The 18,417-nt window shown below is 64.8% G+C and carries 18 protein-coding genes; 9 read left to right on the forward strand and 9 right to left on the reverse strand.

All coding sequences use genetic code 11. From position 1 onward, the window contains the following. The 7 genes from virB11 to ACZK29_RS13240 form a co-directional block, all read right to left on the reverse strand. Nucleotides 1-1,044 (reverse strand): P-type DNA transfer ATPase VirB11, encoded by a 1,044-nt coding sequence (gene virB11, locus ACZK29_RS13210; RefSeq protein ID WP_033833165.1) that lies wholly within the window; start codon nt 1,042-1,044, stop codon nt 1-3. 14 nt (nt 1,045-1,058) lie between these two features. Continuing rightward, complete coding sequence (locus ACZK29_RS13215) at nt 1,059-2,312, reverse strand: TrbI/VirB10 family protein (protein WP_478446145.1); 1,254 nt, start codon at nt 2,310-2,312, stop codon at nt 1,059-1,061. After that, nucleotides 2,309-3,088, reverse strand: a complete 780-nt coding sequence (locus tag ACZK29_RS13220; RefSeq protein WP_049402208.1) for a TrbG/VirB9 family P-type conjugative transfer protein — start codon at nt 3,086-3,088, stop codon at nt 2,309-2,311. Before ACZK29_RS13220 ends, ACZK29_RS13215 begins: the two co-directional genes overlap by 4 nt. Then, nucleotides 3,085-4,134: a VirB8 family type IV secretion system protein gene (locus tag ACZK29_RS13225; protein WP_111203520.1), complete on the reverse strand. Its 1,050-nt coding sequence runs from the start codon at nt 4,132-4,134 to the stop codon at nt 3,085-3,087. Before ACZK29_RS13225 ends, ACZK29_RS13220 begins: the two co-directional genes overlap by 4 nt. Nucleotides 4,135-4,223: 89 nt before the next feature. After that, nucleotides 4,224-4,670, reverse strand: coding sequence for a hypothetical protein (locus tag ACZK29_RS13230; RefSeq protein ID WP_012480646.1), 447 nt, complete (start codon nt 4,668-4,670; stop codon nt 4,224-4,226). A gap of 424 nt (nt 4,671-5,094) precedes the next feature. Then, nucleotides 5,095-6,774: a type IV secretory system conjugative DNA transfer family protein gene (locus tag ACZK29_RS13235; RefSeq protein WP_111203521.1), complete on the reverse strand. Its 1,680-nt coding sequence runs from the start codon at nt 6,772-6,774 to the stop codon at nt 5,095-5,097. Between the two features lie 36 nt (nt 6,775-6,810). Next, on the reverse strand, nt 6,811-7,068 hold the full coding sequence (locus ACZK29_RS13240) for a hypothetical protein (protein WP_099550990.1): 258 nt from the start codon (nt 7,066-7,068) through the stop codon (nt 6,811-6,813). A gap of 236 nt (nt 7,069-7,304) precedes the next feature. Here ACZK29_RS13240 and ACZK29_RS13245 point away from each other — a divergent pair, with 236 nt between their 5' ends. Continuing rightward, on the forward strand, nt 7,305-8,513 hold the full coding sequence (locus ACZK29_RS13245) for an MFS transporter (RefSeq protein ID WP_478446146.1): 1,209 nt from the start codon (nt 7,305-7,307) through the stop codon (nt 8,511-8,513). Nucleotides 8,514-8,529: 16 nt separating this feature from the next. Here ACZK29_RS13245 and ACZK29_RS13250 read toward each other — a convergent pair whose 3' ends face one another. Continuing rightward, the gene (locus ACZK29_RS13250) at nt 8,530-9,009 is read right to left on the reverse strand and encodes a MerR family transcriptional regulator (protein WP_478446147.1); all 480 of its coding nucleotides are present in this window, start codon (nt 9,007-9,009) and stop codon (nt 8,530-8,532) included. A gap of 89 nt (nt 9,010-9,098) precedes the next feature. On the opposite strand from ACZK29_RS13250, the gene ACZK29_RS13255 reads away from it, so the two are divergent. The 6 genes from ACZK29_RS13255 (at nt 9,099) to ACZK29_RS13280 (ending at nt 13,881) form a co-directional block, all read left to right on the forward strand. Continuing rightward, nucleotides 9,099-10,337 carry an NADH:flavin oxidoreductase/NADH oxidase family protein gene (locus ACZK29_RS13255; RefSeq protein ID WP_478446148.1) on the forward strand — a complete coding sequence of 413 codons (1,239 nt, stop codon included), beginning with the start codon at nt 9,099-9,101 and terminating at the stop codon, nt 10,335-10,337. A 94-nt stretch (nt 10,338-10,431) separates the two neighbouring features. Continuing rightward, the gene (locus tag ACZK29_RS13260; protein ID WP_111203525.1) at nt 10,432-10,908 is read left to right on the forward strand and encodes a hypothetical protein; all 477 of its coding nucleotides are present in this window, start codon (nt 10,432-10,434) and stop codon (nt 10,906-10,908) included. Nucleotides 10,909-11,011: 103 nt separating this feature from the next. Further along, complete coding sequence (locus ACZK29_RS13265) at nt 11,012-11,278, forward strand: hypothetical protein (protein WP_111203526.1); 267 nt, start codon at nt 11,012-11,014, stop codon at nt 11,276-11,278. Nucleotides 11,279-11,403: 125 nt separating this feature from the next. Next, nucleotides 11,404-11,649 carry a hypothetical protein gene (locus ACZK29_RS13270; protein ID WP_111203527.1) on the forward strand — a complete coding sequence of 82 codons (246 nt, stop codon included), beginning with the start codon at nt 11,404-11,406 and terminating at the stop codon, nt 11,647-11,649. A gap of 97 nt (nt 11,650-11,746) precedes the next feature. Continuing rightward, nucleotides 11,747-11,995 (forward strand): hypothetical protein, encoded by a 249-nt coding sequence (locus tag ACZK29_RS13275; RefSeq protein WP_005410137.1) that lies wholly within the window; start codon nt 11,747-11,749, stop codon nt 11,993-11,995. A gap of 182 nt (nt 11,996-12,177) precedes the next feature. Then, nucleotides 12,178-13,881, forward strand: coding sequence for a hybrid sensor histidine kinase/response regulator (locus ACZK29_RS13280; RefSeq protein WP_111203528.1), 1,704 nt, complete (start codon nt 12,178-12,180; stop codon nt 13,879-13,881). An 8-nt stretch (nt 13,882-13,889) separates the two neighbouring features. Here the strand turns inward: ACZK29_RS13280 and ACZK29_RS13285 are convergent, their stop codons facing one another. After that, nucleotides 13,890-15,413, reverse strand: a complete 1,524-nt coding sequence (locus ACZK29_RS13285) for an FAD-dependent monooxygenase (protein ID WP_459046999.1) — start codon at nt 15,411-15,413, stop codon at nt 13,890-13,892. 82 nt (nt 15,414-15,495) lie between these two features. Between ACZK29_RS13285 and ACZK29_RS13290 the strand changes: the two genes are divergently transcribed. Both ACZK29_RS13290 and ACZK29_RS13295 read left to right on the forward strand, forming a co-directional pair. Further along, the gene (locus tag ACZK29_RS13290) at nt 15,496-16,140 is read left to right on the forward strand and encodes a TetR/AcrR family transcriptional regulator (protein WP_478446149.1); all 645 of its coding nucleotides are present in this window, start codon (nt 15,496-15,498) and stop codon (nt 16,138-16,140) included. Between the two features lie 74 nt (nt 16,141-16,214). Beyond that, nucleotides 16,215-18,356 (forward strand): TonB-dependent siderophore receptor, encoded by a 2,142-nt coding sequence (locus tag ACZK29_RS13295; RefSeq protein WP_478446150.1) that lies wholly within the window; start codon nt 16,215-16,217, stop codon nt 18,354-18,356. Nucleotides 18,357-18,417: the final 61 nt, after the last annotated feature.

The following is an 18,417-nucleotide window of genomic DNA, read 5'->3' on the forward strand; positions in this document are numbered from 1 at the left end:
TCAGCCCTCCTGCCCCTGGGCACGCCCAGGATTGAAGTCGATGCCGGTGATGTAGCGCGAGCCGGCATGCGCCTTGATATGCACGACGATGTCGATGGTCATCATCAACAGTCGCTTGATGACGTTGAACTCCAGGCCAGAACCCTCGGCCGAGGCCTTCACCATCAGCGCCAGCTGGTCCCAGGTCTGCTCCGGGCTACCGGCATGGCAACTGGTGATCGAGCCCGGGTGGCCCGATGCGCAGTTGCGGATGAAGTAGAACGCCTCGTCACCGCGCAGCTCGGCCAGGATGATGCGCTCGGGCTTCATGCGCAGGCAGGCTTCCATGCAACTCTTTGCGCTGACATTGCTGGTGCTCTGCCCACCCTTGGAGTACAGCAGGTGCACCACATTGGGTTGGGTCAGAAACAGTTCGCGCGCGTCCTCGATCGTGACCAGGCGTTCGTTGTCCGGGATATGATTGACCAGCGCTTTCATGAAGGTGGTCTTGCCGCTACCGGTCGCACCGGAGACCACGATGTTCTTGCGGTACATCACCGCACGACGGAAGAACTCTGCGTACTCGCGCTGCTGGCGCAGTTCCAGCAGCTCGCGGTCCTGCTCGCTCAGACTGCCATCCTGTTCCAGGATCTGGTTGAAGAAGCCATCCTCGTGGTACTGGGTGAGCGACTTGGTGTGCTTGGACGGCAGGCGGATCGTGATCGAGACCTTGCCGGCATCACAGGCAGGTGGAATCACGAACTGCGCACGTTGCCCGGTCGGGAAGGTGAGCGAGACGACCGGATCGGCATCGGTGATGCGCTGGCCGGTGTTGCTTTCGTTCACCACGGCGGTGCAGAACTGCCGGGCCCGCTCGAACGTCAGGCCCGGCACCTCCACCCGCTGCCACCCCGCCCGGGTCTCCAGGTACAGCTCACCGGGACGGTTGATGCAGATTTCCGTCACTTCCGGGGATGTCATGTACTCGGCGATGCCCAGCACTTCGTACTGATAGCGCAGGAAGTCGCTGGAAACGAGGGCGAGGGGTGACACTTCGGCGTCCATGGTTGTTCTTCGGGTTACCGGCGCGGGTTGAGCACGTTGGTGAAGTCGACGTCCTTTGCGACGTAGACGTTCACGACGGTGCCCTGGTTGATGGTGACAGTCGGCGGGCGATTCGAACTGGTCAGGGCTTCGTTGGCGAGACGCTCCATCGTGCGCGCGGTGGCGCTTTCATAGGGCGAACGAACGGCAAAACCATTACTGGAAACCGTCGTCGACTCCGGGCCATGCTCGGCTGCGGCGTACTTGAAGGCGTCGGCGATCAGGCTGATCATCAGCGCCGATGCAATGCGACTGCCCCAGTGCGCGCTGTACTGGCCAGGATGACCGGCACCACCCAGCTGATCCACGCCCGGGCTGGACATGGCCACGTCGATGCCATTGGGCGTGGTGATGCGATCCCAGATCACTTCCACGCGCTTGCCCTTGGGACCACCACCGTACGCACCGTAGATCTTGGACCCCTTGGGCAGCAGCAGGCTGCGGCCGTTGATCGAGTACACCGGCTCGGTCAACAGGCACGACGTATAACCTGCAAGATCGGTGATGATGCGGGTCTCGAGAACACAACGCAGATAAGTGCCACGCACAAGCAGTGCATCGGGACTGCGGATGTAGGAAGCATTGGACACATCCTCCACGTCAGGCCCGCGGCGCACCTTGGCCGGCGGAGCATTGCCGTTCTGCGCCTGCAGCGCAGCCAACGTGGCCTGCATGTAGGGATCGTCGTTGTCCCCTGCTGCGGCCTGGCCGCCAGCATCGTCCGTGCCCACGCCTGCGCCACCACTACCGGCAATGCGGCGATCCAGCAGACTCGGGCCACGCTCGACCTCGCGCTCGGGTTCGGCACGAGGAATGAACGTCGGGCCCATCGTTTCCTGCGGCGGTGGCGGCAGCATCGGAATGGGTTCGGCGGCTTCCCGGGCGGCCTCGCGAATCGCGGAGGGTGCAATGATCGGCAGGTCGGGGGTGCTCGAACGTGCAACCTGCGGCGGCGCCTTGACTTCTTCAGCGTCTTCCTTGCCCTTGCTCAGCAGCAGGAAGCCCATGGCCAGCAACAACACCAGGATGCCGCCGAGGAACAACAGCGCCTTGCGGTTCAAGCGCTGCTCTTCCGCAGAGCGAAGCTGCGGGGCACTTGCATCCAGGTCCGGGGTTGCCTCGGCCTGCGCATGCCCATAATACGGGTTCGTCGGTGGCTCCTGAGCCGCAGGGCCCTGCCCGTACGGAGACGGATTTGGATCGTTGCCGGGAGTGTTCTGCTGGCTCATTTCTTCACGTTCCTTCGCAGGCCGACGACGAAGTCGCCGTGGCGGATGACCAAGTACGGGTAGGTCCCGTGCACGATCAGCGTATTGCCCTCAACCGTGGTGTTGACCACGAAATCCTCGCCGTACTCCTTCTCGCGACCGAACACGGCCGGGAAGATGCCGGTCTTGTATTCGGGCGAGTTGGGCAGTTTCAGATAGGTGAAACGGCCATCGTCGTAGGCGTTGACCGGGATCAGCCACCCCATCTTCTTCGCCTTGCTGGTCGAATAGGAGTAGTTGAAGTTGTATTGGCGGTCCTTGGCCAGCTCGGTGCTCAGCAGCGGCTGCGCCTCTTCCTCGACCGCTGCCTGGGCAGGCCCGAACACAGTGTCATTCGGATAGACGAAAGCAATCTTGTACTGCACGCCGGCGCGACGGGCCTGCTCAAGCTGGCGCCAGTCGGTGGCAACGACCTTCAGCTCGAAAATGTACGAATGGGTTTCGGTACGCACCATCATGTTGGTGTCGACGTCGACGTTCTTCGGCTTGAGATAGAACACGTTCTCGCGACGGGTGAGTTCCCAGCCGCTGCTGAAGCCGGTGCTGTAGTCGAGGATCTTCTCGTTCGGGCTCAGCTCGATCTGGGTGGTCAGGCCCAGGCCGGTGCGAACCGGGTAGATGCGGTCCTTCTCATACTCGTAGTGGTCAACTGCCTGTGCCATCGCCGCGCTGGAAAACACCAGCGACAGCAACGACAGCAGCGCCCACGCGCTTCCCCTGACTTTTCGACTACTCATCGGTTGCTTGCTCCATCAGCATTTCCGGTGGAATGGTTCGTTGCCGGCTGCCCCGGCGCGCCCTGCCCCGGCATCGGCTGCCCCGGCATCGGCTGCCCCTGGACCGGCTGCCCCTGCATGGGCGCACCCTGCATCGGCTGCATCTGCCCATTGGCTGGCACTGCGACAGGCTGACCGGTGGCGGGGTCGATCATGGTGGCGGCGGCCGGATTGTTCGGGCCGTACATGCCCTGCGCCTGCTGCGCAGCGAGTTGTGCCTGCTGCGCAGCATCCTGGGCCTGCTGCTGCATGGCACCGTCATCCGGCACGGGCACGCCGCGCGCATAGTCGTTGTCGACACGGTACTCCGTGACCTGGAACGCCAATGGATTGAGCACCCGGTCCTGTTCGGACAGCGCGAGATTCTGGTTGTATTGGAAGCGCATGGTGACCAGCTGGTTGTCCAGATAGGTCGATGCACCGCTGCGCTTGTCGAGCAGGCTGCGCTGGATGCGCACGGACGCGCCACGGAAGCTGCCGTTCGCCTGCACGCCCAGCGGGGTAATGCTGAGGATCTTGACCCTGATCGCCTTGCCCCGGCCGTACATCACGAACGGATTCTGCGGATTGTTGCTGGCATAGCGCTGCTTCATGCTTGCGGCGACGGCATCACTGGACATGACGAACACCAGCTCCCAGTCACGCAACCCCATCACCGCGGAGTCGTACGACTCGCGCGCCAGCACGTACTGGGCGACATTGCTGCGGTTGACCGCCTCATTGGTGGTGATCGTCTCGCCCTGGAACGTACCCCTCAGGCGCGCCACCGTAGCGGTACCCGTGTAGGCATCGGCCATCACCAGAAAGGGCACCTTCTCCTTCAGCGGCAGCATGTAGTAGTAGCCGCCAGCCAGTGCCAGCGACATCAGCAATGAGCCGGTGGCGACCCACCAGGCACGGCGCTCACTGCGACGCGCCATGTCGGCCACGGTGATCTCGTAGCTGACCGCCTTGGCGACCGACTGCTCGACCTTGGGACTATTGCCGGGATCCTTCTTGCGGAACATGGATTCTTCCGTACTGCTGAAACATCAATGGGCGTGGCACCCCTGCGACAGGCGCGGGGAGCGGCACGTTCGATGATTTCGAGGTGGACTCAGGTGCCGCTGTTGGAATCAGCGCCCTGTGCCGACGCGGTCGGCGTCGAGCCAGCGCTCTGCACAACGATCTGGTTGCCAACGATGGAGACGGAGATGCCCTGCGCTGCATAGGCCGCCGTCAGATCGATCACGGCCTGCTGAGCGTTGGTGGTGTCGATGTTGGAGACCGCGCCGTACAGGGTGAAGTCCGAGCTCAGGCGGTAGTCCAGCGTGCGCCCGGAATCCTTGGCCCAGCGCTCGAGCATGGCTTTGAGTGTGCCATCCATCGGCGAGGCCTGGTAGACGTAGCTGGAGTACAGCGGGATCTCGGTGGTTGCCGCAGCAAAGCGGTTCACCGGCTTCCAGCGGCCTCCGAAATCGGGAGCGGACTTGGTGGCGCAACCGGCCACCATCAACGCCGCCACTGCGGCGATGGACATTTTCGCGATAAACGCCTGATTCATACGGGCTTCACTTTGACGTACGAAAAAGCAGTCCCGAGCATTGGTCCCCTGGTCGTCCGGCGCTGCGTCGCGCACGCCGGAATCGGAGCGACGCACTGACTGGCAGCACACCCACTCCGGCTCCCCTGCAGCCAACGGCTGCCAACCAAGTCGCGGGGCCGCCAGACACTCCCGGCGACACACCCGCATACCTCACCAACGTCGAAACCATCCATGTTTCATGGCACAAACTCCTGGCCACCCTGCTCTACAACATCTGCCATCCATCACACATTTCTGAACGGCATGCACAGGGTCGCACAACCACGCGTCAATTCCATGTCAGACAAGTCTGAAAATCCATGAACAAATGCCGAATTCTTGACTCAACTCACGTTTTCACGTCAATGAATGCGAATTTACGTCACAAATTTAGCGACGTGAATTAGACGTTAAGCATGGGAACGTCGACTTTCGGCAACAGCCTCGACGTGAAGTAGCGGTCCTTGTAGTAGCGGATCTTGTCGCATTTCACCGGATGCGGTATGCCCTCGTAGAGGAACACTTCCTTGTCCGGCCCCATCGCCTTCAGCTCCTGCGGCAGCATCAGTGCACGCCGTTCTTCGGTGAAGCTGTGGGTCTTCTCGCGGGCGTGGGTGACGTTCTTCTTGCGGATGGTGGTGTAGCCCAGCATGTCCGAATAGTCGTTGGCGTCCTGCTGCTCGCGCGGCGCGTACAGGATCTGCAGCGCGTGGTTGGTGATGATCGTGCGCGAGACTTCCCGGCCATAGGTGGCATCAAGCTGGGACATGCTCTGGATGATCGGCAGCAGGCGGATGTTGTAGCCGGCCATGTAGGACACCGCCGAGGCGATGATCTCGACCTTGCCGATCGAGGTGAACTCGTCCATCAGCAGCAGGCACTGGTACTTCAGGTCCGGGTTGGACTTGGGCAGTTCCTTGGTGTTGAGGTTGATCAGCTGGCTGAAGAACAGGTTGATGATCAGGCGGCTCTCGGCCAGCTTGTTCGGCTGGATGCCGATGTAGATGGTCATCTTCTTCTTGCGGACGTCGGTCAGCAGGAAGTCGTTGCTGCTGGTGGCCTTGTCCAGCACCGGGTTGATCCAGGGGTTGAGCGGTTCCTTGAAGGTGCCCAGGATCGAGGCGAAGGTCTCGTCGGCCTGGGACAGCATGTTGGCGAACGCCGAGCGCGCGTTGGCGCTGAGGAACGAACGCTCCGACAAGGCCTTGAGGTACTTCTTCAGATCGGTGCCGTCGCCGGATGACAACCGGTAGACAGAACCCAGCGTCGGCGTGCCCGAGCCGCCCGGGAAGCCGCTGCTGCGCTCGTCGTCCCAGTTCTCGAACAGGTACAGGGTGAAGGCCATGAACGCGTTGCGCGCCTGGCTGACCCAGAACTTCTGGTCCTCGGCGCCGTCGGGATACAGCATCGCCGCGATGCTCATCAGGTCCGACACGCGGAACGCCGGGTCATCGGAGACATAGCTGAGCGGGTTCCAGCGATGCGTGCGCCGATCCTCGGCAAAGGGATTGAACAGGTAGATCTCCTGGCCCTGGCTGGCGCGCCAGCCGCTGGTCAGGTCGAAGTTCTCCTGCTTGATGTCCAGCACCACCAGTGATTCGCCGTACTCGAGCAGGTTCGGGATGACCACGCCCACGCCCTTGCCCGAGCGGGTGGGCGCGGCCAGGATCACGAACTGCTGGCCGTCCAGCCGGACCAGCTTGCCACCGTGGCTGCCGACCACGATGCTCTGGCCGGTCTTCTTGAACATGCCGTGCTTGGACAGGTCGGCGCCGGTGGCAAAGCGCGCGTCGCCATGCAACGAGCGCTTGTCCTTCTTCAAAAGCAGCACCAGGCCGGTCACCAGCAGGACCAGCAGCGGCAGGCCGAAGCCCACGTAGCCGGCCCACTTGATCTTGCCCACGAACGGCACAACCTGCGGCTGGCCAATGGCGTGGTAGTACTGGTAGTACGTGTTCCAGGTGAACAGCTTGGTGTCCAACCCCAGGAAAAGAAGGGTCAGGTAGCCGGAAAACACGAAACCAAGCAGCAGGGTCGCCAGCGTGATGATGGCGATGAGCGAATACTTCTTACTGGGCAACACCCGGATCCTCCATGATGCGCACGAGGGCGCGACGGCCTAGCGGCGGCGCCAGCGCGACGCCTTCTTCCGCAGGTGGTTTTCGTTCTCCAGCCCGGGCTCCTCACCCTCTTCACGCACCCGCTGCAACAGCAGCTGGCGCGCTTCGGCCAGTGATACAAGGTCGGTCAGACGATCCCCATCGTCGGCGACGACCGCATGGCCGACCACATCGCCCGGAGCGTACACCGGCTCGTAGGACACCGCTACCAGCTGATAGCGACCACGCGTCTCCAGCACATGCCTGAATTCCTGCATCGATTTCCTCCTTGTCCAAGCGCTCCACGATCCCCTGCGTGCACCATCATGCCGCTGGGCATGTCGTCGTCACATGCAGGACGCCAGCCTCAGTGCGCCACGCCTCCTGCAGCGCCGAGCCCACGCTCGGCTGGCCACAATCCCATCGATCAAACGCTGATTTGCCCTCCGGCATGGCTGCTCCTGCTGCGGTGCAGCAGTACAATGACCGGCTCCCCGCCCCCATCGCGCCCCGCATGAGCCCCAACTCTTCCCTGGCTGCGCGGCTGACGCCCCGTCAGCGCACCCTGATCATCCTCGCCCTGTCACTGGGCGGCTTTGCCATCGGCACCAGCGAATTCGCCAGCATGGGCCTGATGCTGGAGATCAGCCGTGGCCTGTCGATCTCCGAAACCCAGGTCGGCCACCTCATCAGCGCCTATGCCATCGGCGTGGTCGTCGGTGCGCCCATCCTCGCCTTCGTCGGTGCCAGCTTCCCGCGCCGCAAGCTGCTGCTGGCGCTGATGGGCTTCTATGCCATCGGCAACCTCGCCAGTGCGCTGGCACCGAACTACGGCACAATGCTCATTGCGCGCTTCGTCGCCGGCCTGCCGCACGGTGCCTACTTCGGCGTGGCGATGCTGGTGGCGGCGGCGATCAGCCCGGCCGGCCAGCGCGGCCAAGCGATGTCGCGGGTACTGCTGGGCCTGTCGATTGCGATCCTGGTCGGCAATCCGCTGACCACCTGGCTGGGCCAGCAGCTGAGCTGGCGCACCGCCTTCGCCCTGGTCAGCGTGCTGGCCGTCGCCACCGTGGCGATGATCGCGCGCTTCCTGCTGCCGGATCCGGATGAAGTGCGCACCTCGCCGATGCGCGAACTGCGCGCCTTCAATACCACGCAGGTGTGGCTGGCGCTGGCCATCGGCGCGGTCGGTTTCGCAGGCATGTTCTGCGTGTTCACCTATCTGGCACCCACCCTGGTGCAGGTCACCGGTGTAGCCGAATCCTGGATGCCACTGGCGGTGGGCGTGTTCGGCGTCGGCGCGATCATCGGCAACATCGCCGGTGGATGGCTGGTCGACAAGTTCCACTTCAAGGCCGCCGCCGTGGTGCTGCTGTGGTCCATCGTGATGCTGCTGCTGTACCCGCTGGCCGCACAGTCGGTGTGGACGATCGGCCCGATGATCATCACCGTCGGCACCATGGGCGCACTGGCGGCGGTACTGCAGACGCGCCTGATGGACGTGGCCGGCGAAGCGCAGACGCTGGCCGCCGCCTCCAACCATGCCGCCTTCAATACCGCCAATGCGCTCGGCCCGTGGCTGGGCGGCATGGCAATCAGCGCTGGCTTCAGCCCGGCCAGCACCGGCTATGTCGGTGCCGCCACCGCCATCGGCGGCCTGTTGCTGTGGTGCGTGGCGGTGATGCTGGACAGGAAGCGCAAGGCCACCGCCGGCAGCCACTGAACACGGCGCCGGGTCGTCAGTCGCTGCCCATGCGCCGGCGGCGCTCTGGCCGCAGCATTGCCACGTCGCCGGCAGCCAGCGTCGGGCGCGCCAGCTCGCCACGGTTCACCCGGTCCAATACCCGCCGCGAGTTGGCCGCGCAATCAATCCCGTCCGGCCGCGCCTGGATGTCCTCGATCAGGGCAACCAGGTGCGCCCGGCTCTGTGCCAGCCGCGACTGCAGCGCTTCGATGTCGGCCACCTTCTGCTGCAGCATCGTGATCAGCGCATCGTGCTGCCACCGGCCCATGTCTGGCGGCAGCAAGGCGCGTATCTCCTCCAGGCTGAAACCGGCACGCTGCGCACCGGTAATCAGCTCCAGCAGCAGCACCGCCTGCTCTGGATAGTCGCGGTAGCCATTTGGCTGCCGCGGCACCTGCAGCAACCCCGCATCCTCGTAGAAGCGGATGCGTGACGCTGCCAGGCCCGTGCGCCGGGCCAGCTCACCGATTTTCATCTGCCTGAATCCTCGACATCGCGGCCCGTTGACCTTCAATCAAACTTGAAGGTTAGCGTAGCGCCATTCCCCTGTCCTGGAGCTGTCCGATGTCGCTGTTCTCGCCCTTGGCACTGCCTTCCCGTGCCGTCATCCGCAACCGCATCGCCAAGGCGGCGATGGAGGAAAACATGGCCGACGCCAACCATGCACCCTCCGCCGCACTGCTGGAGCTGTACCAGCAGTGGGCCGACGGCGGCGCCGGGCTGGTCATCACCGGCAACGTGATGGTTGATGGCCGCGCCATGACCGGCCCCGGCGGCGTGGTGCTGGAGGATGATCGCCATCTCGACCGCTTCAGCGCCTGGGCGGAGACAGCACGCTCGCGGGGTGCGCAGATGTGGATGCAGATCAACCATCCCGGTCGGCAGATGCCGGCCGCGCTCGGCCAACCGGCGCTGGCACCTTCGGCGGTGCCACTGGACATGGGCGCGCTGTCCAAGCAGTTCGCGCCACCAAAGGCGATGAGCGAAGCCGACATTAAAGAAGTGATCGCCCGCTTCATCCGTAGTGCCGAGCTGGCCGAACGCGCCGGTTTCAGCGGCGTGGAGATCCATGCCGCGCACGGGTACCTGCTCAGCCAGTTCCTGTCGCCGCTGTCGAACCGTCGCGAGGATCGCTGGGGCGGCAGCCTGGACAACCGTGCGCGCCTGCTGCTGGAGATCGTGCAGGGCGTACGCGCCAGCGTGGGGCCTACGTTCGCAGTGGCGGTGAAGCTCAACTCCGCCGACTTCCAGCGCGGCGGTTTCTCGCCCGAGGACGCGCGCGCCGTGGTGGAGATGCTGGCGCCCCTCGGCGTGGATCTGGTCGAACTGTCCGGCGGCAGCTATGAAGCACCGGCCATGACCGGCGCCGCACGCGACGAACGCAGCATGGCCCGGGAAGCGTACTTCCTCGAATTCGCGCGCGAGATCGCCACGGTGGCAACGATGCCGCTGATGGTCACCGGCGGCATCCGCCGCCGCGAAGTGGCAGAGCAGGTGCTGGCCAGCGGCGTGGCCATGGTCGGCATCGCCACAGCGCTGGCGATCGAGCCGGATCTGCCGCAGCAGTGGCAGCAGGGCCGCGACCCGGTGCCGGCGTTGCGCAACATCAACTGGCGCAGCAAGCCGCTGTCGGCCAGCGCGCACATGGCCGTAGTGAAGTATCAGCTGGGCCGGTTGAGTCGGCGCCGCCCCACCGCACCCACGGTCTCACCGGTATGGGCACTGCTGCTGGCACAGGCGGCCGCAAAGTGTCGGACCCGCCGCTACCGGCGCTGGATCGGCGCCCGCGCCATCGCACGTTGAGCCGCGCGGCCTTCTCATCGCCGCAGCGATGCTCCACCATCTGCAGGATCGGCGGCAGTTCCGCCGCCGGTCGCAGCATGGAGATGGAACCCACGTGGCAGCAGGACCAACCAGGAACCGCGAGAAGCTGCTCGACGACCTGCTCTCGCTGGGCCGCAACTGGGCACTCGCCATCGCCATCGCCGGTGCCGGGGCGGCTGTCCACTACAACGAATCGGTCTACGAGGCCGGGCTCTGGCGCGGCCTGCTGCCCACGCTCTGCTTCCTGGTCGCGATCATCTGGATCGTGCTCAGCATCATCCGCTTCGACCTGACCATCCAGCAGCACTTCGAGCGCAAGCTGTCACGCTGGCTCAGCCGCCTGCTCTATGTCGTGCTGCTCGGTACCGGCATCACCGCCGTGTTCTTCGTGACCGAACTGGCGTCCAACAACCACATCGCAAGAATGTGCGACGCCGTGGCCAACGAACCGGCCAGCCGTATCCACAGGTCCGCCGAGTGCCAGCGCCTGTATCAGCATCGGGCGGCTTACAGGCAACGGCTGGAATCGGCCGAGGGTGAGTTCGACTGAGGCCAGCGCGGGCAACGCCACGCGGGCACGAAAAACACATGACGTGGATATGCGCTCGGGCACAGTACCTGCGCTGCCCTTCCAACGATGGAGTCCGGCCAACATGCACCGCCCCGCCGCTGCCCGCCACGATGCCATTGCCCTGCAGGCGGGCGTGCTTGGCAGCGTGCTGGGCGTGGCACTGTCAAAGGCGATCGCGCTGTCAGTGCTGGCAACGGGATCATTGATGGTGATCGGGCTGTGGCTGCTGGCCTGCGCGCTGCTGGCTGCCTGGGCACTGGCCGCCTGCCTGGCCTGCCTTGCGCTGAGCCGGCGCGTATTCGTGCTGATGCTGGCGCTGAGCATGATCCTGATGATCTGCGTCGCCTGACAACAGCAGGCGCCGGACTATCGCGCATCTGTTACATAATAACAAGTGCGATTGGACGGATTGCTCGTGCCCGGGGTCACGGATTTGAATTCCATGGCCAGCCCGGCACCACCCGAGACCTCCCCATGACCCTGCAGCCCCTGCTTCGCGTCTCCCTCACCGCCATTGCCCTGGTCACGCTCAGCGCCTGCGCCACATATGACGACAGCAACATGCACCAGGCCTGCCAGGAGTCGCCGCATCTGAAGGACCTACCGCCTGAAGTGGCTGCCCGCGAGAGCCGCTGCAACAAGAGCATGGAAGTGTGGTCGAGCGAGCGCAAGGGCAGTGACAGGCCGATCGACCTGAGCGGCAAGAAGAAGGATCTCTGAGCCGCCGGGCATCTTGATCGCTCCAATGCATGCGGATGACCAGCCCGTCACGATCGGGGGGGCAGGATAAGGCCTCCCCATCACGACGACTTTCCCGATGCCGGCCACTGGTCACCCTGTCATCCATGCCTTTGAAGCTGTGTTCGACCTGTCTGGCGGGGTGGAGCGCATTACGGCGCTCACTGTCATCTGCCGGCATTGCTCTGAAACCCGCTCGGCCAGCGAAGACAATCTGGTCCAGCTGCCGGGTGGCGCCTTGTTCCGCTGCGACGGATGCGGCAGTCATCAGGCGGTGAGCCATGCGCGGGTTGCCGATTGGCAGGTGAATTCGCTTCTGGGTGTCTGAGGCTGCAATACGACGGTGCCACGACGCAGGCTGTTGGCGCAGGGATGGTGATGCAGTCAGAGCGCGCCCCGTGAGCCACCTCGTCCGCCGCGAGGGACCGATGAGGGCCAGGGCAAAGGAGCTGTGCAGGGCGCAATGACATCACCTCGGCTAAGCTGCGGCACCTTTATTCGCGCACGGCCATGCATCCCTTCCCCCTTCCTGTCTCGGCACCCGATCAACTCGCCTACCGACTGCTGCAGGACAGCGACTGGGCCCGTTCCGCCGACGCCACCAATGCCCCTCCCGAACTCCGCGCTCTGCTGGCGATGATCCTGGATTCTCCGGAGCCGCTGTGGATCGCATGGGGCCGCGACAACAAGGCGTTCTTCTTCAACGATGCCTACCTGCCGATGCTGGGCGGCAAGCTGCACGGCGCCATGGGCAGCCGATTGGAAGACGTCTGGGCGGACGTCTGGGCCGACGTCGTGGATGCTGTCAACGACGCCTTCGGCGGCACAAGCCGCAGTTTCAAGAACATGCCGTTGATGATGGACCGTGATGGCACGTTGCGCGAGACATTCTGGACGTTCTCCTACTCGCCGCTGCGTGCCGGTTGCGGAGGCGTGGCCGGCATAATCTGCGTCGTCAGCGAGCAGACCGAGCGGGTGATCGAGCGCGACCGGCACACGCGCCAGGTGGCGGCCATCACCGAGCAGGCACGCGAGGCCCACCTTGAACTGGTACGCGCCCGCGAACAGCTGCGGCAGTCGCAGAAGCTGGAGGCCATCGGCCAGCTGACCGGCGGCGTTGCCCACGACTTCAACAATCTGCTGCAGGTGATCACCGGTTCCGTGGACATGCTGCTGCATACGTGGCCAGCCGGAGATGCGCGCCTGCGCTATGTACAGGCCATCGAAACCGCCGCTGACCGCGCCACTCGCCTGACCGCCCAGCTTCTGGCGTTCTCGCGTAGACAGAGCCTGTCGCCGCAGGTGTTCGACCTCTGCGAGAGCGTACGCGCGCTTTCGGACATCATCACCACAGTGCTGGGTGCACGCATCTCCGTGTCGGTGAACCTGCCCGACGCCCCGTTGCCGGTGCTGCTGGACCGGACCCAGCTCGACACCGCACTGATCAACATCGCGGTGAACGCGCGCGATGCCATTGACGGCCACGGCAACGTGACGATCGATGTGGAACAGCTGACATCGGTGCCTTCCGTCCGGTTCGCGGCGCCGATGAAAGGCGACTTTGCTGCGATCAGCGTCAGCGACACCGGCGCCGGTATCGATCCTTCCGTGGTGGATCGGATCTTTGAGCCATTTTTCACCACCAAGGGAGTGGGCGCGGGCACAGGGCTTGGCCTCAGCCAGGTGTTCGGCTTCGTCAAACAGTCCGAGGGCGAAGTGGACGTACAGAGCCAGGCAGGTGTCGGTACGCGCTTCACGTTGTATCTGCCGCTGGCGCAGGAAAACGCCACCATCGAGCTGCCGACCGCGCAACAGGGGCTGCTGCATGGCCACGGATTGTGCGTACTGGTGGTGGAAGACAACGTGGATGTGGCCGAGTTTGCAGTCGGGGCGCTGCGCGAGCTTGAGTACAACGTCGTACTCGCGCGCAATGCCGACGAGGCACTGGCGGAGCTCGAGCGCGACGCTGCGCGTTTCCACGTGGTGTTCAGCGACGTGGTCATGCCCGGGACCAATGGGCTGGATCTCGCCCGCACCATCCGCAGCCGCCTGCCCGATCTTCCGATCATTCTCACCAGTGGCTACAGCGAACTGCTGGCCCGCGATCCAGGCCACGGTTTCACGCTGCTGCGCAAGCCCTACTCCCTGAAGCAGCTGGCCTCGGTGATGACCGAGGCCAGTTGCCGCTCACAGGCGATGGTGACTGCGCCTTAGCCGGCAGATCACCGCGTCGAACCGGGCCAGGAAGCAAGCACTGAATCGATGCCGGACATATCCGCCCCTGCGCCGCAGGCCCAGGCGACGATGCCATCCGGGCGCACCAGCACTGCTCCCAGGCCCGATGCCACATCTCCAGTATTTGCGGCGCAGGCGATGGGAGGCAGCCAGCGTTGGGCAAACTGCGATAGCGAAGATGCCTGGTCGAAGACAAGCAGCGCCCCCTGCCCCGTTCTCAGCAATTCGCCCAAGCGGCGGCCATCGGCCAACCGGAAGTCAGGCGCGCTCCTGCCGACAAGCGGGTGCTCTCCGGCAAGATCCAGCCGCTGCGAAACACCCCAGATCCGCTCGGCCAGATACGTGGCCCCATCGCGGGTGCCAGCCAGGTCGGCCATGATCGCTGCCAGCGCGCGCGAACCGGCCCCGGGACGCATCACCGCAACCTGTGCGCGTGACCAGTCCAGTACTTTGGCGCCCACTGGATGGCGCTCAGCCTGATAGCTGTCCAGCAGCGCCTCATCGGCCTTGCCCCGCGCCACGGCGGCCAGCTTCCAGCCGAGGTTCATCGCATCGCCAATGCCCAGGTTCAGGCCCTGTCCGCCCAGTGGCGAATGCACATGCGCAGCGTCGCCCGCCAACACGACACGCCCCTTGCGATAGGCGCTGGCCTGGCGTGCGCCATCGGTCCAGGTGCTGTGCAGATGCAGGGCCTTGATCGTTGCATCGCGACCGGACACGCGCCGCAGCAAAGCCTGCGCAGCGTCCAGATCGAGGGGCGCGCGATGGCCAGCCCCTCCGTCGAAATCGGCCAGCGCCAGCACGCCCGGCAGATTGAAATTGCACATGCCCTGCGCGGTGTACTGCCGCCCCGGCGTCAGCACCGAAGGATCTTCCAGCTCAACCAGCAACGAATGCCCGGTGAACTCCGGATCGGTGCCGACGAAGCTGAAGCCGCACTGCTTCCGCACGGTGCTGCGGCCACCGTCGCAGCCGACCAGCCAACGACCGCGCACGACTCCGTCAGCAGTCTCAATGACCACCTCCGTCTCGCCAGCCTGTACGGCCTGTACCGCGCGCCCGCGTTCGATGCAGACGCCCAGCGCGTTCGCACGTTCGGCGAGGACCCTTTCCAGCACCTGCAGCTCCACCGCCATCTGGGTGCTGACCGGCGTCGGCAGGCGCCAGTTCCAGCGCTCGGTCTCCACGCTGTCCAGTGCGAACGGAATACCCGCGAAGTGCCCACCCAGCGCCCGCGGTTGCGCCAGCCAATGGGCGGTGCCGGGCGGCGGCGCGCCCTTGTCGGGCTTGAGCACCTGCGCCGTGGCGACCGCGTCCAACAGGCCACGCCGATCCAGTGCTTCCAGCGTGGGGGTGTTCAGGCCGCGCAGCCCGAATGGCAGGCGCTTCAACGGCGAGTCGGCGGACCCGGCCTGTTCCAGCACAAGCACCGAACACCCGGCATGGGCCAGTTCGCAGGACAGGAACAAGCCAACCGGGCCAGCACCGGCAATGACGACGTCGTACAGCATGGGGATTCCTCGTGAGCGCCGGGCCGGCGCTCTGGCCAGTCAAATGTTACACTCGGTGTACGTTTTCACAAGCAAACCGCCCATGACCCCGCTCCCAGGCCGCCGCGAGCAGCGCAAAGCCGAGACCCGACAAGCGATTTCCGACGTCGCCACCGGGCTGATCATCGCGCGCGGCTTCGAGGCCGTGTCCATGTCCGAGATCGCCGAGGCTGCGGGGGTATCACGCAAGACGGTCTTCAATTACTTCGCCAGCAAGGAAGACCTGGTCTTCGACCGCGACGAGGAAGCACGTGCGCTGCTGCGCGAGGGCATGGCGGCGCGCACCGGCATGACCCCGCTGGCGGCCTTCCAGTCACTCGTGCGCGAGTTGCTGGAGGCGGGCCATCCGCTGCTGCGCATCAATGCTGGCGCCGCTGCATTCTGGGCAACCGTCGCTGACAGCCCGGTACTGACCGCGCATGCCCGGCGGCTGCAGGCGCAGCTGACGGACGATCTGGCGAAATGGATGGCCGGGGCGATCGGGCGACCGGAGAGCGACGCCGAAGCGCGCCTGGGCGCCGCCATGCTGCTGGCCTCGATAGTGGCGGCCTATGAGAAAGGACTGGCGAGCCAGCTGCAGGGCGAAGACCCGCGCGAGGCCATGCTTCAGCTGATCGTGCGCGGTGGCACCGGAGTACTGGTGGCCTTGGCAGGCAGCCCCTATACCGATCCCGGCGCGCGTCCATAACGCATTCGGGGGATAGGTCACGAAGTGTTGCAAATGCTAATCTTTCTCATTTGCAGACACGTGAACCTCCGCCCATGCCCCTCCCCACGACCCAGAAACGCACCCTGTGCCTGGCACTGACCCTGCACGTGGCGACCCTTGCGCATGCAGCTGAGTCCTCCGCTGCCGCACCCAAGGATCTGGACAAGGTCGAAGTCCGCGGACGCGCACAGACACTGTATCGGGTAGACGATGCCGCGGTCGGCACCCGCACCGATACACCCCTGGAGCTGGTCCCACAGTCGATCCAGGTCATCCCGCGTGAACTGATCGACGACCAGGCCGCGCGCCAGGTGACCGACCTCTATCGCAGCATCAGCGGCATCAGCTATTTCAGCTATGCCGGGGTGACCCTGCGCGGCTTTCGCCAGGAGAACGTGCTGTATGACGGCCTGCGCGGCGACCCGTACGCAGGATTTTCGGTGCCGCAGCTGTTCAACATCGAGCGCGTGGAAGTGCTGAAGGGGCCGGCAGGCGCGCTGTATGGCGGGGGTGATGCGGGCGGTGTCATCAACTACGTGACCCGCAAGCCCCAAGCCGCTGCCGAGCGCCGCATCGAGGTCCAGCTGGGCGACAAGGACTTCCGTGCCGGATCGATCGAGGGTACCGGGCCGTTGAATGCCGCCGGCAGCGTGCGCTATCGCGCCGGGCTCTATGCCGACAATGAAAAGGGCGTGCGCTGGAACACCGACAGCGAGAGCGTTATCGGCGATGCCTCGCTGGCCTTCGACGTTGGCCAGACCGGCGAGCTGGTGCTGCAGTTCACCGACATCACCCAGAACCTTGGCGGCAACCGCCTGCGTGGCGTGCCGGTCAACGATGCAGGCACGTTCCTGACCGACCGCCGCTGGAACCACAACGAGGCCAGCGACTTCCTCGACATGCGCGCCAAGGTGGCACTGGCACAGTATCGCTTCGCGCCGCTCGATACCCTGGACGTGGACTTCGCCGCTCGCTGGTTCAGCAACACCGAACACCAGATGTACCACGAGCCGATGGGCCTGATCGATCGCGACCGCGATGGCGTGGCCGAATGGATGACCCGCCAGCTGCGCAACCAGATCCGTGACAACGAGGCCTTCACTGCCAACGGCAATGCAGTCTGGCGGGTGACCACCGGCGCGGTGGCGCACAAGGTGCTGTTCGGCGCCGACGTATACCAGCTGGATGCGGATTTCACTGCACAGACCGCCAACAGCGCTGACCTTGCACGTGGCGCCGGGCCGGTGCGCGGCATCGACCTGTTCAATCCCGTGTACGGCGCCAGTACCTGGCACGACTACAACCTGGCGGCCCTGCCCTGGCGCAGCACATCCACCCGCAGCAAGCGCCATGGCGGCTACCTGCAGGACGAACTGGCACTGGGCCCGCGCTGGCATGTGCTGGCCGGGGTGCGCTGGGATGGCTTCAAGGATGAGGATCGCATCACTGGCAACAGTGTGGATGGCAACGATCTCAGCTGGCGGCTGGGCAGCACGTTCACCGTGCGCGAGGGCCTGAACGTCTACGCCAACGTCGCCAGTGGTTTCGTGCCGCAGAGTGCGGCGAACCAGAATCCGGCCGCTGGCGGACCGTTCGATGCCGAGCGCAGCAAGCAGTGGGAAGTGGGCATGAAGTCCCTGCTGGCCGAGCGCGTGACGTTGAACATGGCGGCCTACCGGATTGACCGCAGCAACATCGTGCAGGCCACCGGCGAAGTGATCGGTGGCGTGAACCAGCTGGCCGCGCTGGGCCTGGTGCGCAGTACCGGGATGGAGCTGGACCTGTTGGCCGACCTTACCGAGCGCTGGGTGCTGAACCTGACCTACGCCTACAACGATGCGCGGGTGAAGGACGCCGGCCCGAACGGCATCACCAACGCCTCCGGCGACCGCTTCGCGAATGCGCCCCGCAACAAGCTGGGCCTGTGGACCCGCTACGACCTGCCGGCAATCAACTCCGCCATCGGCTTCGGGGCAGACCATGTTGGCGAGCGTGTCAGCCTGGATGGGCAGACGGTGAAGGCCTACACGGTGTTCGACATGAGCTGGAAGACGACGTGGAAGCAGTGGCAGTTCCAGGCCAACGTGAAGAACCTGTTCGACAAGGTGTATGCGGCCAGTGGCTTCATCGAACGCAACGGGCATTTCCCCGGCGAGCCACGACGGGTGTATGTGCAGGCGGCCTACAGCTTCTGACCGGAAGCATTTGTAGCGCTGAATCCACTGTCGGCAAGCAGATCGTTGCCTGGCACTGGTT

The organism is Stenotrophomonas sp. 89682_Sma (assembly GCF_056481405.1).

Coding starts and splice junctions, on each gene's coding strand:
- ACZK29_RS13255 (WP_478446148.1), top strand. CDS start 9,099: ATGTCGCTGTTCTCGCCCTTGGCACTGCCTTCCCGTGCCGTCATCCGC.
- ACZK29_RS13280 (WP_111203528.1), top strand. CDS start 12,178: ATGCATCCCTTCCCCCTTCCTGTCTCGGCACCCGATCAACTCGCCTAC.
- ACZK29_RS13220 (WP_049402208.1), bottom strand. CDS start 3,088: ATGAGTAGTCGAAAAGTCAGGGGAAGCGCGTGGGCGCTGCTGTCGTTG.
- ACZK29_RS13285 (WP_459046999.1), bottom strand. CDS start 15,413: ATGCTGTACGACGTCGTCATTGCCGGTGCTGGCCCGGTTGGCTTGTTC.
- ACZK29_RS13245 (WP_478446146.1), top strand. CDS start 7,305: ATGAGCCCCAACTCTTCCCTGGCTGCGCGGCTGACGCCCCGTCAGCGC.
- ACZK29_RS13290 (WP_478446149.1), top strand. CDS start 15,496: ATGACCCCGCTCCCAGGCCGCCGCGAGCAGCGCAAAGCCGAGACCCGA.
- ACZK29_RS13265 (WP_111203526.1), top strand. CDS start 11,012: ATGCACCGCCCCGCCGCTGCCCGCCACGATGCCATTGCCCTGCAGGCG.
- ACZK29_RS13295 (WP_478446150.1), top strand. CDS start 16,215: ATGCCCCTCCCCACGACCCAGAAACGCACCCTGTGCCTGGCACTGACC.
- ACZK29_RS13240 (WP_099550990.1), bottom strand. CDS start 7,068: ATGCAGGAATTCAGGCATGTGCTGGAGACGCGTGGTCGCTATCAGCTG.
- ACZK29_RS13250 (WP_478446147.1), bottom strand. CDS start 9,009: ATGAAAATCGGTGAGCTGGCCCGGCGCACGGGCCTGGCAGCGTCACGC.
- ACZK29_RS13230 (WP_012480646.1), bottom strand. CDS start 4,670: ATGAATCAGGCGTTTATCGCGAAAATGTCCATCGCCGCAGTGGCGGCG.
- virB11 (WP_033833165.1), bottom strand. CDS start 1,044: ATGGACGCCGAAGTGTCACCCCTCGCCCTCGTTTCCAGCGACTTCCTG.
- ACZK29_RS13215 (WP_478446145.1), bottom strand. CDS start 2,312: ATGAGCCAGCAGAACACTCCCGGCAACGATCCAAATCCGTCTCCGTAC.
- ACZK29_RS13225 (WP_111203520.1), bottom strand. CDS start 4,134: ATGTTCCGCAAGAAGGATCCCGGCAATAGTCCCAAGGTCGAGCAGTCG.
- ACZK29_RS13275 (WP_005410137.1), top strand. CDS start 11,747: ATGCCGGCCACTGGTCACCCTGTCATCCATGCCTTTGAAGCTGTGTTC.
- ACZK29_RS13270 (WP_111203527.1), top strand. CDS start 11,404: ATGACCCTGCAGCCCCTGCTTCGCGTCTCCCTCACCGCCATTGCCCTG.